General features: G+C 73.6%; 11 protein-coding genes and 1 tRNA gene. 3 read left to right on the top strand and 9 right to left on the bottom strand.

All coding sequences use genetic code 11. The features are described from left to right. Positions 1–26: 26 nt before the first annotated feature. Positions 27–102 (top strand) — tRNA-Gly (locus tag ACWC5C_RS32990). Positions 103–147: 45 nt separating this feature from the next. On the opposite strand, the gene ACWC5C_RS32985 is transcribed toward ACWC5C_RS32990, so the two are convergent. The 6 genes from ACWC5C_RS32985 to purD form a co-directional block, all read right to left on the bottom strand. Further along, complete coding sequence (locus ACWC5C_RS32985; RefSeq protein ID WP_450881487.1) at positions 148–1,068, bottom strand: phosphoribosylaminoimidazolesuccinocarboxamide synthase; 921 nt, start codon at positions 1,066–1,068, stop codon at positions 148–150. Positions 1,069–1,139: 71 nt separating this feature from the next. After that, on the bottom strand, positions 1,140–1,271 hold the full coding sequence (locus ACWC5C_RS32980; RefSeq protein ID WP_450881633.1) for a hypothetical protein: 132 nt from the start codon (positions 1,269–1,271) through the stop codon (positions 1,140–1,142). Between the two features lie 61 nt (positions 1,272–1,332). After that, positions 1,333–1,464 carry a hypothetical protein gene (locus ACWC5C_RS32975; protein ID WP_450881631.1) on the bottom strand — a complete coding sequence of 44 codons (132 nt, stop codon included), beginning with the start codon at positions 1,462–1,464 and terminating at the stop codon, positions 1,333–1,335. Positions 1,465–1,525: 61 nt separating this feature from the next. Then, positions 1,526–2,989 carry a N,N-dimethylformamidase beta subunit family domain-containing protein gene (locus tag ACWC5C_RS32970; protein WP_450881485.1) on the bottom strand — a complete coding sequence of 488 codons (1,464 nt, stop codon included), beginning with the start codon at positions 2,987–2,989 and terminating at the stop codon, positions 1,526–1,528. A 283-nt stretch (positions 2,990–3,272) separates the two neighbouring features. Continuing rightward, positions 3,273–5,129 carry a hypothetical protein gene (locus tag ACWC5C_RS32965; RefSeq protein ID WP_450881483.1) on the bottom strand — a complete coding sequence of 619 codons (1,857 nt, stop codon included), beginning with the start codon at positions 5,127–5,129 and terminating at the stop codon, positions 3,273–3,275. A 226-nt stretch (positions 5,130–5,355) separates the two neighbouring features. Beyond that, positions 5,356–6,645 (bottom strand): phosphoribosylamine--glycine ligase, encoded by a 1,290-nt coding sequence (gene purD, locus ACWC5C_RS32960; protein ID WP_450881621.1) that lies wholly within the window; start codon positions 6,643–6,645, stop codon positions 5,356–5,358. 255 nt (positions 6,646–6,900) lie between these two features. On the opposite strand from purD, the gene ACWC5C_RS32955 reads away from it, so the two are divergent. Next, complete coding sequence (locus tag ACWC5C_RS32955; RefSeq protein ID WP_450881481.1) at positions 6,901–7,650, top strand: SLATT domain-containing protein; 750 nt, start codon at positions 6,901–6,903, stop codon at positions 7,648–7,650. A gap of 26 nt (positions 7,651–7,676) precedes the next feature. Here ACWC5C_RS32955 and ACWC5C_RS32950 read toward each other — a convergent pair whose 3' ends face one another. The 3 genes from ACWC5C_RS32950 to ACWC5C_RS32940 form a co-directional block, all read right to left on the bottom strand. Further along, entirely contained in the window at positions 7,677–8,327 is a 651-nt protein-coding gene (locus tag ACWC5C_RS32950; protein ID WP_385443985.1) for a hypothetical protein, read from the bottom strand. A 126-nt stretch (positions 8,328–8,453) separates the two neighbouring features. Then, a complete protein-coding gene (locus ACWC5C_RS32945) occupies positions 8,454–9,140 on the bottom strand; it encodes a GntR family transcriptional regulator (RefSeq protein ID WP_385443983.1) in 687 nt (228 codons plus the stop codon). Positions 9,141–9,317: 177 nt separating this feature from the next. Continuing rightward, positions 9,318–10,688, bottom strand: coding sequence for an aminotransferase class III-fold pyridoxal phosphate-dependent enzyme (locus ACWC5C_RS32940; RefSeq protein ID WP_450881478.1), 1,371 nt, complete (start codon positions 10,686–10,688; stop codon positions 9,318–9,320). A gap of 245 nt (positions 10,689–10,933) precedes the next feature. Between ACWC5C_RS32940 and ACWC5C_RS32935 the strand changes: the two genes are divergently transcribed. After that, on the top strand, positions 10,934–13,477 hold the full coding sequence (locus tag ACWC5C_RS32935; protein WP_450881476.1) for a protein kinase domain-containing protein: 2,544 nt from the start codon (positions 10,934–10,936) through the stop codon (positions 13,475–13,477). Positions 13,478–13,493 lie beyond the last annotated feature (16 nt).

The following is a 13,493-nucleotide window of genomic DNA, read 5'->3' as shown; positions in this document are numbered from 1 at the left end:
CACCGAACGGGAAACCGGCGGCGCGTGCGGACGTAGCTCAGTTGGTAGAGCGCAACCTTGCCAAGGTTGAGGTCGCGAGTTCGAGCCTCGTCGTCCGCTCCAGATCGAAGGCCCCGGTCACATCGACCGGGGCCTTCGTCGTGCCGTCTACGACCAGCTGATGCCGGTCAGCCGCTCGTACGCCTCGATGTACTTCGACCGCGTCCGCTCCACGACCTCCTGCGGGAGCGGCGGCGGGGGCTGCTCGCTGTGGCGGTCCCAGCCGGAGGCCGGGGAGGTCAGCCAGTCGCGGACGTACTGCTTGTCGAACGACGGCTGGGCGCGGCCCGGCTGCCAGGTGTCGGCGGGCCAGAAGCGGGACGAGTCGGGGGTCAGCACCTCGTCGGCGAGGACCAGCTCGGCGCCCTCCGTGCCGGCGGTGGCCTCCGCGTAGCCGAACTCGAACTTGGTGTCGGCGAGGATGATGCCCCGCTCGCGGGCGATGTCGCGGGCCCGGGCGTACACGGCGAGGGTGATCTGGCGCAGGTTGGCGGCGGGTTCGGCGCCGATCCGGCGGGCGACCTCCTCGTACGGCACGTTCTCGTCGTGCTCGCCGACCTCGGCCTTGGTCGCCGGGGTGAAGATCGGAGTGGGCAACTCGGAGCCGTCGGTCAGCCCCTCGGGCAGGGCGAGACCGCAGACCGTGCGGCTGCGCTCGTACTCGGCGAGGCCCGAGCCGGTGAGGTAGCCGCGGGCCACGGCCTCGACCGGGAGCATCCGCAGCGAGCGGCAGACCAGGGTGCGGCCCTGCCAGTCGGCGGGGGCGCCGGGGGGCAGCTCGGTGGACAGGACGTGGTGCGGGACCAGGTCGGCGAGCAGGTCGAACCACCACAGCGAGAGCTGGGTGAGGACCCGGCCCTTGTCGGGGATCTCGGTGGGCAGCACCCAGTCGTAGGCGGACATCCGGTCGCTGGCGACCATGACGAGTTCGCCCCGCTCGGTCCGGTAGAGGTCGCGCACCTTGCCGGTGTGCAGGTGCTCAAGCCCCGGAACCTCCACCGGTTCGGGCTTTTCGACGAATCCGGACACGCTGCCTCCTGGTGGTTCTGTCCAAGCCACCACGATTCTGCCCCACGTCCTCGATCGCGCCGCGCTGCCCCTCACGCCCGCTTGCAGATGCGGTCCAGCAGGTTCGCCGTGGCCCGCTGCACCCGCTCGTCCCGGTGCCCCGGCCGGTCCAGCGCCGGAGACCAGGCGAACGTGCCGGAGGCGAACACCAGCGCGCCACCCATCCGACTGCGGCGCGCACCCGAGCGACAACCAGCACCGACCCGCCCGAGCCGGACCACCACATCATCCCCGCTTGCAGATGCGGTCCAGCAGATTCGCCGTGGCCCGCTGCACCCGCTCGTCCCGGTGCCCCGGCCGGTCCAGCGCCGGAGACCAGGCGAACGTGCCGGAGGCGAAGACCAGGGCACCGCCCATCCGCCTGCGGCGCGCACCCGAGCGACAACCAGCACCGACCCGCCCGAGCCGGACGACCACATCATCCCCGCTTGCAGATGCGGTCCAGCAGATTCGCCGTGGCCCGCTGCACCCGCTCGTCCCGATGCCCCGGCCGATCCAGCGCCGGAGACCAGGCAAACGTGCCGGAGGCGAAGACCAGAGCGCCACTCGGGGCGCGGTAGAGGGAGGTGTCCTGGTGGCGGGTGGTGCCCTCGCCGTCCTCGTACGGGGAGTGGGCGAGCAGGATGCGGCGCAGGTGGTCGGGGAGCGGGGTGCGCGGGAAGTAGCGGTCGGCCTCGCCCGCGACCAGCCCGGGCAGCTCGTCGCCCTCGGCCGCGCCGGTGGCCTCCCACAGCCAGTGGCCGCCGTTGCGCACGATCAGCGGTCTCGGTTCGGGCACCCGGCCCCCGTACTGGATGCCCATCAGCTGCTGCTCGGGCGCCGCCTCGCGCCACAGCGCGGGGCGGCCGGGGCCGCGGCGCTTGCGGCAGGTCAGCAGGCGGTCCGGGCCGGAGGGCGAGGGGGCCAGCTCGACCTGCCAGTACATGGTGTTCGCGGAGAGGAAGACCAGTGAGGTGCCGCCGTCCCGGGCCCGCTCGGCGGTGCGCCGCATCCCGGCCGACCAGTACTCGTCGTGGCCGGGGAAGACCAGGCCTCGGTAGCGGGAGGGGTCGACGCTTCCGGCGTGCAGATCGCGGGTCTCGGCGTAGGCCAGGTCGTAGCCGTAGCGCTCGGCCCAGCGGATGAAGTCGTACGCGTGGCCCACGTGGAGCGGGAGCCCCGCGCCCGCGTACGGCCGGTCGAAGGAGACCGTGACGGCCGCCTCGGACTCGCCGAGCAGCCGCCCCCGCTCGTCCCAGGCGTGGTAGAGGCTGGCGCCGGTGCGGCCGTCCTCCGGGTAGAGGTTGTACGCCTGCCAGGTGAAGTCGGGCAGGACCAGGAGCAGGTCGGCGGGGCGGCGGTCGCGGACCGTGAACGGGATGTGGCTGCGGTAGCCGTCCACGGTGGTGAGCACGGCCACATACGCGCCGAGCTTCCAGTACGAGGGGATCTGCAGCCGCCAGGACAGCCACCAGTGGTGGCAGGAGACGGTGCGGTCGGCGGTGAGCGGCGGCGGCTGCACGATGCCGGACAGCCGCGGGCTGGTGGTGATCTTCGACGCGCCGTGGCCGCCGTAGTGGCCGATGCGGTAGATGTCCACGCCGAACTGCTGCGGAGGGTCGACCGTGATGCGGAAGTCGATGGCCTCGCCGGGGGCGGCGGCGGAGGTCGAGGCGAAGCCCTTGATCTGGCGGCGCACATCGTCGGCGGTGCGCGGGCCGGGGATCCTGACGGTGGCCCCGGGGGCGTGGGCCTGGTCCACGTACCAGGGGACCACATGGCCCGTGTCGTCGACGTAGTTCTCGCTGGTGCGCAGCCAGGGCAGCGGGCCCTGGCCGAAAGGATCCGTCACCCCGTGGGCCAGCGCACCGGACTCCCAGCGCCGGATCTGGTCCGTCCCCATCCTCGTTCCCCTCCCCTGCGTGCCCCGGCGGCGTCTCCCCGCCTCGCTGCCGTGCGTTCCCGTCCCGCCGGGCCGGACCTTGTGGGTCCGGTTCCGCGGGTCCGGTTCGGTCGGACCGGGCCGGTGGGCCGGGTCCGCTGGGCCGGGTGGCAGCGACCGGTCCCAGCACATCACATTACGCACCCACTCCGTCACCGATCGTCGTGAATTTTTCGGGACGGGACCTACTGGAACCGACGAATCCGTTGTGGTTCGGAAGGAGTTCGGATGAGTCGGGACGAGTTCAGACGAGCCGGACCGGCTTCTCGGGGCGGACGCCGACCTCGGCGAGCCAGCTGCGCAGCGGGGCCGCGTCGCCGTCCTCCACGAGGGTCAGCACCGGATGGGACAGATCGGCGCGGCGGCGGCCCGCCACCAGGAGCACCGGGCCGTCGAGCCAGTCCAGGCCGGGGGCCGCGCCCGCGGTGTCCACGGCGGCGCAGCAGACCATCGCGGTCACATGGTCGGCGAGCAGCTCACGGCCGGTACGGGGCGGCTGGAGCGGGAGCAGCGGCGCGAACCCGTCGATCCAGGGATCGCCGCCCGCGCCCTCCGCCGTACGGGCCTGGCGGGCCTGTGCGGTGGCCCGGTGGGCGGCGGCCTCCTCGCGGGCCAGCTCCACGGTGAGCCGGGCGGCCAGGTCATCGCCGAGGCCTTCGGGGTCGGGGGCCTCGCCCTCGGGGTCGGGCTCGGGGATGGGGTCGGTGGCGGTGAGCCGGTCCATGACCCGGGCCAGGGTCGGCGGCGTGGGGGTGCTCGCGGGGGTCGGCGGCGGTCCTGACGGGTCGGTGCGCTCGTCGAGGACCCGGTGGAGGCGGGCGGCCTCCTGGCGCCACTTGCGGTCCACGACTTCCTCCGGATACTGCGCCCAGTCGACCGGGGACCAGTCCGGGCCCGGTTCCGGGGGGCCGCCGTGGAAGAGCCGCGCGGCCAGCAGCGACGTGGCCTCGTCGATCAGCCCGGGCTCCTCCAGCAGATCGCAGGCGGGCCGCTCGCTGAGCCGGGAGGCGAAGCCCTCGGCGAGCCGGTCCCGGCGGGACAGCTCGGTCAGCGCCGCCACCACGCCCGCGTCCAGCCGGGACGGCCAGCGGCCCATCCGCCAGGCGGGCAGCGCGACCCGGGTGAGCAGCCGGTCCCAGCCCGCGTAGGCGAGGCCCACCTGCTCCTGGGCGACGATCCGCAGCCCGTAGTCGACCGCCTGGGCCCGCTCGGAGGCGGCCGCGGCGACCGCGCGCTCCATCTGGGCGGCGTGGTCCCGGCAGCCGCGCAGCAGCAGTCGGGCGGTCCAGCCGACGAAGGCGAGGGCGGGGCGGCGGACGGCCCGGCCCAGCGGGCCGGGGGTGCCGCCGCTCGCCGGGTCGTCGTCGCGGGAGGCGGCGACCGCCACGGCGGCGTCCAGCCCGCGCACGAAGCGGCGGGCGGCGGCTATGTCGGGGTGGACGGAGGGGCCGGTGCCCGCCACCACGGGCGCGAGCAGCGCGCGCAGCTCGGCGACCCGCATCCACCACAGGAACGGCGATCCGATCACCAGGACCGGGGGCCGGGGGGCATGGCGCTCCCGCCGGTCCGCCCGGGACCGTCCGGCGACGCGGTCGTCCGTGGGAGCCGGAGGGCCCACGGTGTGCACCGCGCGGGACTCCCCGGACGGGGGCCGGTCCTCGCCGTCACGGCCGTGTGCCGGATGGGCGCGGTCCTCCAGCCAGCTGTCGCAGTCCGGGGTGAGCGCTATCGCGGACGGCGCGGGCACCTCCAGCCGCTCCGCGAGGTCGCGGACGAGCCGGTACAGATCCGGGGCCGTCTCCTCGGCGATGGGCACCGTGGGGGTCAGGGCCGGTTTCGCCCGGACGACCACCGCGGCCACCCCCGCCGCCAGGAGCAGGACCAGCAGGGCACCGCCGATCACCGCCCAGCGCAGCGCCGACCAGCCCTCGTCGTGCGATCCGCCGCCGATGCGCCCGGTGGCGCTGCCCGCCAGCAGCACGACCGCCACCGCGGCCGGAAGGAGGGCGACCGCGAGCGCGGCGCCCCGGATACGCAGTACGGCGAGGGCACGGGCGCGTGCCGCCAGTGCACCTGCTTCCGGACCTGCCACGGTTCTCATCACCCCCAACTGTCCGGCCTGTGGTTGAACAGCGGACGACGGCGGCGTTGTCTATCCCCCCACTGTGGCACCGGCCGCCCGCTCCGCAATGCCGATGGGCCAGTTGCCGCACCTCGCCTGAGCGGCACAGTAGTTGGAGGCGGGGCGTGCGTCAGCAGGATGCGGAAGCCCTCACCCGATGGAATGGCCTTGGGGAGAACCGGGAACTCCGGCCCGGGGCCCGGGCTCAGGCGCCGACTGCGCCTTCTGCGCCGCCCGCACCCTCGGTGGCCGCCTTGGCGGCGATGTCGGTCCGGTGGTGGGAGCCGTCGAGCCCGATCCGGGAGACCGCCCGGTAGACCCGCTCCCGGGCCTTGGCCAGGTCGGAGCCGGAGGCGGTGACGGACAGCACCCGTCCGCCCGCGCTCAGCACGTCGCCGGACGCGCCGTCCCGCTGGGTGCCCGCGTGCAGCACGTACGCCGTGGGCGCGTCCTCGGCGGCGACCTCGTCCAGGCCGGTGATCGGGTCGCCGGTGCGCGGGGTGCCGGGGTAGTTGTGCGAGGCGATCACGACGGTCACCGCGGCGCCGTCGCTCCAGCGCAGCGGCGGCTCGGCGGCCAGCGCACCGGTCGCGGCGGCCTTCAGCAGACCGGCCAGGGGGGTCTTCAGCCGGGCCAGCACGACCTGGGTCTCCGGGTCGCCGAAGCGCGCGTTGAACTCGATGACCCGCACCCCGCGCGAGGTGATCGCGAGCCCCGCGTACAGCAGCCCGGAGAAGGGCGTGCCGCGGCGGCGCAGCTCGTCGACGGTGGGCTGGCAGACCGTGGCCACGACCTCGTCCACCAGGGCGTGGTCGGCCCACGGCAGCGGGGAGTAGGCGCCCATGCCGCCGGTGTTCGGGCCCTCGTCACCGTCGTACGCGCGCTTGAAGTCCTGGGCGGGCTGGAGCGGTACGACGGTCTCGCCGTCGGTCACCGCGAACAGCGACACCTCGGGGCCGTCGAGGAACTCCTCGATCACCACGCGTCCGCAGGCGAGCGCGTGCTCGCGGGCGGCCGCCAGGTCGCTGGTCACCACGACGCCCTTGCCCGCGGCGAGGCCGTCGTCCTTGACCACGTACGGCGGGCCGAAGGCGTCCAGGGCCTCGTCGACCTCGGCGGGGGTGGTGCAGACGTAGGCGCGGGCGGTGGGCACGTTCGCCGCCGCCATGACGTCCTTCGCGAACGCCTTCGACCCCTCCAGCTGGGCCGCCTCGGCGGACGGCCCGAAGGCCGGGATGCCCCGGGCGCGCACGGCGTCGGCGACGCCCGCGACGAGCGGCGCCTCCGGGCCGACGACGACCAGGTCCGCTTCCAGCGTGGCGGCCAGGTCGGCGACGGCGGCGCCGTCGAGGGCGTCGACGGCGTGCAGCTCGGCGACCTCCGCGATCCCGGCGTTGCCGGGCGCGCAGTGCAGAGCGGTGACGTCGGGATCGAGGGAGAGGGAGCGGCACAGGGCGTGTTCGCGGGCGCCGCCGCCGATGACGAGGACCTTCACGGTAGGCACCCTACGGCCTCCCCCGTCCGGGTGGCCCCGCGCCCCCGCTCCGCCGGGCACCGCCGCAGGGGGCGTGGCCCGGGGCGGGCGGGCACTCTTTCGGGTGAGCGGGGATGGGGCTCTATATCCGATGTCCACCACTTATGGGCGGAATACCCGTGATCGTGGCCGCGTGGCCAGCCGTTCGGCGGTAGGAATGGTCGTCGCGCCTCAGCGGCGTGCCAGGAGATACACCGCCGCAGAGGGAGTGCACGGGTGAGTCAGCCGGAGATGCAGCCCGAGGAACTCCCTCGGCAGGAGGGGGCGAGGCCGCAGCAGGACCTGCTCGGCCGGTCGTTCCCGCACGGCGACTGGGGGGAGCCCGCCGAGCGCCTCGACGAGCTGTACCAGTGGGTCGAGGAGGGCGCGCTGCGGGTGGGCGACTGGTATCTGGCCGACCGGCTGTGGAAGCGCCGGGCCGCCCGGGTGCTGCGGGCGGGGGCCGCGGCGGGCGCGGTGGCGGGGGTCGTACTGGCGCTGCTGGAGCTGAACGGGGTGCTGGGCGGCGGGGCCGGATGGGGCGCGCTGGCGCTGCTGCTGGCCGTCGCGTGCGTGGGCTGCGACCGGTACTTCGGGCTGACGTCCGGCTGGATGCGGGACGTGGCCACGGCGCAGGCCGTGCAGCGGCGGCTGGAGTCGCTGCAGTTCGACTGGGCGTCGGAGAGCGTCCGGGAGGTGCTGGGCCCGACCGAGGGCACCGCGTCCGAGGCCGTGGAGCGGTGTCTCGCGGTGCTGCGGCGCTTCTGCGAGGACGTGTCGGAGCTGGTGCGGATGGAGACCGCGGGCTGGATGGTGGACTTCGGCTCGGGTTCGGCGCCGATGTTCACCCATTCGCTGTTCACCCAGTCGCTGGTGGCCCAGGGCTCCCGCCCGGACAGCGGGAGCCCCGCGCACCGCTTTCCGCTGCCGCCAGGAAGCACCCGTCCCAACATGCCGCGGCAGCGTCCTCCCGAGCCGCCCCGCTGAGACGCGAGACGCCACGGGGCCGGGGATCAGCTGAAGAGGATCATCGAGCCCTGGCCCAGGCTGCGGGTCGCGGCCGCGTGCAGCCCCAGCCAGACATGGCGTTCGCGTGCGAACGGGCTGTCCTCGTACGGTCCGGGCGTGGCCGGTTCCTCCAGGCTGGTCGGCCGGGCGGGGGGCGTGGGGGCGGCCGGGGGGTTGGCCGGGTCGATGCCGAGCGCCGGGGCGACCGCCTCCAGTTCGCGCAGCAGCCCATGGCTGGACCCCAGCGGGCCGCCGCCCTCCATGAGTTCGTCGTTGGACAGCGGGCTCGGGAAGTCGACCGGGACGTAGGCGCCCGCGTGGTCGTAGTGCCACACCAGGTGCGACTGCTGGGCCGTGGGCTCGAACATCTCCAGCAACTGCTCGTAGTCTCCGCCGAGTTCGTCTACCGGGGTGACCGCGAGTCCGCACAGCTGCAGGAGGTAGGCGCGGCGGAGGAAGTGGAGTGCGTCGTAGTCGAATCCGGCTACCGGGGCGACGTCCCCGGAGAGGCCGGGCATGTAGCCGAGAACGGGCACCGGCGGCAGACCGGCTTCACCGAGTGCCTTGTCGTAGGTTGCGATCTCGTCGGCGAAGGGATTGTCGGGGCTGTGGCACAGCACATCGACGAGGGGGACCAGCCAGAGGTCACAGGCCACGCGATCTCACTCTCGTATCCGTCGTATCCGTATGGTCGCTGGTCGGTTCAGCGTAGTGCCCCGGATACGCGGCGCGAAGAGCGCAGACGGCAGCTGTCACCCTCGGGCGGGTGCTCGGGCGGGTGCTCAGGGGGCGTCGGTGACCAACCGCTCGATGAGCGCACGGAAGTGCGCGTTGTACGCCGCTATCAGCCGCTCGGACCCCGTGGGGTCACCGCGGGTGACGGCCGCCGTCAGCTCGCAGTGGCCCGCCCACAGCTCGCCGCGCAGATCGGGGACCCGGCGCAGATAGGGCACGGTGAAGACCCAGGTCTGCATGCGCAGCCGCTGGAGGAAGTCGGTGATGTAGGGGTTCCCGACCAGCCCGCATATCTCGCGCCAGAAGCGCAGGTCGTAGCCGATGAGGATGTCGAGGTCGCCGCAGCGGGCGGCCCGCTCGGCGGCCTCGGCGCGGCGCCGCACCGAGCCCAGGGACTGCGGGTTCATGGTGCTCAGCGTCTGCTCGACGGCGTGCCGGAACAGCCCTTCGACGACCATGTTGCGGGCGTCGACCATGTGCCGGAAGTCCTTGATGGTGAACTCGTGGACCTTGAAGCCACGGTGTTCCTCGACGTCCAGCAGCCCCTGTGAGCACAGGTCGAGCAGGGCCTCGCGGACCGGGGTGGCGGAGACGCCGTAGTGGTCGGCCATCTCCTTGACGGTGAACTGCCGTCCCGCCGGCAGTCTGCCCGCGAGCACCTCGTCACACAGCGCGTCGGCGATCTGCTGCCGGAGGGTGTTCCGCTTGACCGGGCTGGTGCCGGGCACGGGCATCGAGGACCGTCTCCTTCCGCGGCCGTCGTGTCATGTCATCCGGAAGCGGACGGCCCTCGCATCACGATATGCGAGGGCCGTTGCGCAAAGTACGCAGAGTCAGGTGGTGGTCTACACCGGACGCCTATATGTGGCTATGGGGTGTGAAGGGGACGTGACGCCATGGTGAGGACGCGGCTACGCGGTGTGGGCGTCCGCCGCGTTCAGCGCCTCGTCCAGGATGGCCAGACCCTCCTTGGCCTCGGACTCGGTGACCGTGCACGGCGGCACCACATGCGTTCGGTTCATGTTCACGAACGGCCACAGCCCGCCGCGCTTGCAGGCGGCCGCGAAGTCGGCCATCGGCTGGTTGGCGGCGCCGCTCGCGTTGTACGGGACGAGCGGTTCGCGCGTCTCCTTGTTCTTGACCAGATCGAGCGCCCAGAAGACGCCCAGACCGCGCACCTCGCCGACCGACGGGTGGCGCTCGGCGATCTCCTTCAGGGCCGGGCCGATCACGTCCTTGCCGATCGCGGCCGCGTTCTCCACGATGCCCTCCTCCGCCATCGCGTTCATGGTGGCGACGGCGGAGGCGCAGGCGAGCGGGTGCCCGGAGTAGGTGAGGCCGCCCGGGTAGGGCCGCTGGTCGAAGGTGGCGGCGATCTCGGCGGAGATGGCGACGCCGCCGAGCGGCACATAGCCGGAGTTGACGCCCTTGGCGAAGGTCAGGAGGTCCGGGGTGACGCCGAAGTGGTCGGCCGCGAACCAGTGGCCGGTGCGGCCGAAGCCCGCCATGACCTCGTCCAGGATGAAGACGATCCCGTACCGGTCGCAGATCTCCCGGACCCCGGCCAGATAGCCGGGCGGCGGCACCATGATCCCGGCGGTGCCGGGGATGGTCTCCAGGATGATCGCGGCGATGGTCGCCGGGCCCTCGTAGGCGATGGTGTCCTCGAGGTGGCGCAGCGCGCGCTCGCACTCCTGCGCCTCGTTCTCGGCGTGGAACGGCGAGCGGTAGAGGAACGGCGCCCAGAAGTGGACGACCCCGGCCGAGGCGGTGTCGGAGGGCCAGCGGCGCGGGTCACCGGTCAGGTTGATCGCGGCGGCGGTGGCGCCGTGGTACGAGCGGTAGGCGGAGAGCGCCTTGGGGCGGCCGGTGTGCAGCCGGGCCATGCGGATCGCGTTCTCGACCGCCTCGGCGCCGCCGTTGGTGAAGAAGATCTTGTCCAGGTCGCCGGGGGTGCGCTCGGCGACCAGCCGCGCCGCCTCGGACCGTACGTCCACGGCGAAGCCGGGCGCGATCGTGCACATCTTCGCCGCCTGCTCCTGGATGGCGGCGACGACCTTGGGGTGCTGGTGACCGATGTTGGTGTTCACCAGCTGACAGCTGAAGTCGAGGTAGCGGTTGCCCTCGTAGTCCCAGAAGTACGAGCCGTCGGCGCCCGCGATCGCGAGCGGGTCGATCAGCCCCTGCGCGGACCAGGAGTGGAAGACATGCGCGCGGTCAGCGGCCTTGACGGCGGCGCCGGCGGCGGGATCGGGGGTGGGGTGCGTGGGCTGCACGGACACGTTCGCTACCTCGGATCGCTCGCGGGTCTGGGGCGCCCCCCAGCGTACGGAGCCCCCGGACCGGCCGCACACCGCCAAGGTGTACAGCTTCGGCCCGCTGACCCGGCAGGGTGTCGGGCCCGGCCGCGTATCGCGGTCTATACGGAACCGGTAACGGATCGCCCTCGTCATCCCCTTCCCTCCCGGCCGCCTTTATTCTCTCCAAGGGGCTGATCAGGGGGATCAGGGAAGGGACGTTCGACACCATGGAAGACCTGGGGGCGGAAGACCCACGCTGGATCGGCGAGTACCGACTCCTCAAGCGGCTGGGCGCGGGTGGCATGGGGCGGGTGTTCCTGGCGTACTCGGCGCGGGGCCGGACAGTCGCGGTGAAACTCGTCCAGCCCGAACTCGCCCGGCAAAGCGAATTCCGGCGGCGCTTCACCCAGGAAGTGCGGGCCGCCCAGCGGGTGGGCGGCGAATGGACCGCCCCCGTCCTCGACGCCGACACCGAGGCCGCCACCCCGTGGGTCGCCACCGGCTACATCGCCGGGCCCTCGCTCCACGCCATCGTCGCCGAGTCCGGTCCGCTGCCCGAACGGACCGTGCGCATCCTCGGCAACGGCCTCACCCGCGCCCTGCGGTCCATCCACGGCGCCGGTCTCGTCCACCGCGACCTCAAGCCCTCCAACGTCCTCATCACCATCGACGGCCCGCGCGTCATCGACTTCGGCATCGCCCGCGCCCTGGAGACCGTCACCGACGGCATCCTCACGCGCAGCGGCGCGGTCGTCGGCTCACCGGGCTTCATGTCACCCGAGCAGGTGCGCGGCGAACGCGTCACCCCCGCCAGCGATGTGTTCTGCCTCGGCTCGGTGCTCGCCTTCGCCGCCACCGGCCGCCAGCCCTTCGGTACGGCCGACAGCGGTGTGCACGCGGTGATGTACCGCATAGCCCAGGAGCAGCCCGACCTGACCGGGCTGCCGGACGGACTGCGCGAGCTGGTCACCGACTGCCTGCGGAAGGCCCCGGAGGAACGCCCCACGCTGGACGGGCTGCTGGAGCGCACCGCCGGTCCCGGGGAGGACGGGGCGGGCGCGGACGCCGAACCCTGGCTGCCGGGCGGGCTCGTCGCCCAGCTCGGCCGCCACGCGGTGCAGTTGCTCGACGTGGAGACGCCCGCGTCCCCGGTGCCCGCCCGGCCGTCGCTCCCGCCGACGGCGGGCCCCGCCGTACCGCCGCCCCCGACCGCCCCACCGTCGGCCACGTCGTACCCCCTGCTTCCACCCCCGCCCATCACCCCGCCCCCGCCTCCGCGCCCCGCGTCCGACCCGCCGCAGGCGGCACCCGCGCGGGAGGAGGCACCCGCCGCCGAGACACCACCGCAGGGCCCGGCCGGGGCAACGCCGCACGGCGCGCCGCAGGCCGCAGGCCCGCAGGGCGCGGCGCAGGCTGCCGCAGGGCCGCAGGACCCCGCCGGACCGCAGGCCAACACCCCGCCGCACGGCGCGCCGCAGGCCGCAACACCCCCACACGGCGCCGCCCGGCCAGCTACGTCACCGCAGGGTGGGCCACAGGCCGCGGGGCGCTACGCCCCCGGAGGCCCGGCTGCCGAACCGCAAGGCCCGGTCGGGGCGACGCCGCACGGCGCACCGCAGGGCGCCGGGCCGTACGCCGCCGGGGGCGCGGCCGCAGGCCCGCAAGGCGCGGCGCAGGCTGCCGCCGGGCCGCAGGCCAACACCCCGCCGCACGCCGGGCCGGACCCGGGCGCCACGCCGCAGGCCTTCGGGCCGCCTGACGTCACGTCGTTCGGGCCGCCTACGCCGCCCGGCGGGGCCAACGGGCCCACCGGCGGGGCGCCGCAGGGCAAACCTCGGCGGCGCAAGACGCTCGTCGTCGGCTCGGCCGTGCTCGCCACGTTGCTCATCGCCGGGGCGGCCGTCGCCGTCGTCAAGTACAGCGGCGGCGGGGACGGTAAGACCGAGCAGGCCACCGACTACGACAAGGCCACCCACACCCCGCCCAGCACAGGCGCCGGGAAGTCGAAGGCGCCCGGCGGGGGTTCGGGGTCGCCGGGGCCCTCGTCCACCAAGCTGGGCACGACCGGCGATGTGCCGCAGAGCTATCTGGGCGCCTGGGAGGGCGAGATCAAGGGGGACGACGGCGACTCCACCGGCAAGATCCGCCGGATCGTCCTCTCGCAGGGCGCGGTCGGCTCAGCGGTGGCGGACACGCAGATGTCGGCGCCGGATGAGTTCTGCCGGAGTTCGGCGACGCTCACGTCGGCGGACAGCCTGCTGGTCATCGAGGACGAGTCTGTGACGGCCAGCGTGCCCGAGGAGGCGTGCGGCGCCGTCGGGGAGCAGACCCTGCGGCTGGGGGACGACGGCTCGCTGGCGTGGAGCACCACGGACGGCTCCGCGGAGGCGACGCTGCGCCCGTCGAAGACCGGGGACACGCCGATACCGGCTGCCTACGAGGGCACGTGGCTGGCCAAGGACGCGTTCGGGGAGGCGGGCGCCACCCGGAAACTGACGATCGGTCAGGGCGCGTACGGCACCTCGGTGGCCGAGGAGGTCGGCGACAGCAGCAAGTACCACTGCGAGGGGCAGCGGATGCTGGCCTCGGTCGAGAAGGGCCTGGTACTCAGCCCCGTCAAGGTCACGAAGGCCACACCGGAGGATCTGTGCGAGCCGGGAACCTCGCTCACATTCACCGCGTCTGGAAAGGACAAGCTCCGGGTCGTGTATGAAGACCCGGACAGCTTTAGCGATGAGACGATGATCCAGACCTTCACCCGTCTGAACTGATCGGCCGATCGGCGTA

Source organism: Streptomyces sp. NPDC001700 (assembly GCF_053596435.1).
This window is presented reverse-complemented; position numbering and strand designations above follow the sequence as displayed.

What these genes read in the sequence shown, in the direction of transcription:
- ACWC5C_RS32980 (WP_450881633.1), bottom strand. Translation starts at nt 1,271, where the DNA reads ATGGGTGGCGCGCTGGTGTTCGCCTCCGGCACGTTCGCCTGGTCTCCG.
- ACWC5C_RS32975 (WP_450881631.1), bottom strand. Translation starts at nt 1,464, where the DNA reads ATGGGCGGTGCCCTGGTCTTCGCCTCCGGCACGTTCGCCTGGTCTCCG.
- ACWC5C_RS32970 (WP_450881485.1), bottom strand. Translation starts at nt 2,989, where the DNA reads ATGGGGACGGACCAGATCCGGCGCTGGGAGTCCGGTGCGCTGGCCCAC.
- ACWC5C_RS32965 (WP_450881483.1), bottom strand. Translation starts at nt 5,129, where the DNA reads ATGAGAACCGTGGCAGGTCCGGAAGCAGGTGCACTGGCGGCACGCGCC.
- ACWC5C_RS32945 (WP_385443983.1), bottom strand. Translation starts at nt 9,140, where the DNA reads ATGCCCGTGCCCGGCACCAGCCCGGTCAAGCGGAACACCCTCCGGCAG.
- ACWC5C_RS32935 (WP_450881476.1), top strand. Translation starts at nt 10,934, where the DNA reads ATGGAAGACCTGGGGGCGGAAGACCCACGCTGGATCGGCGAGTACCGA.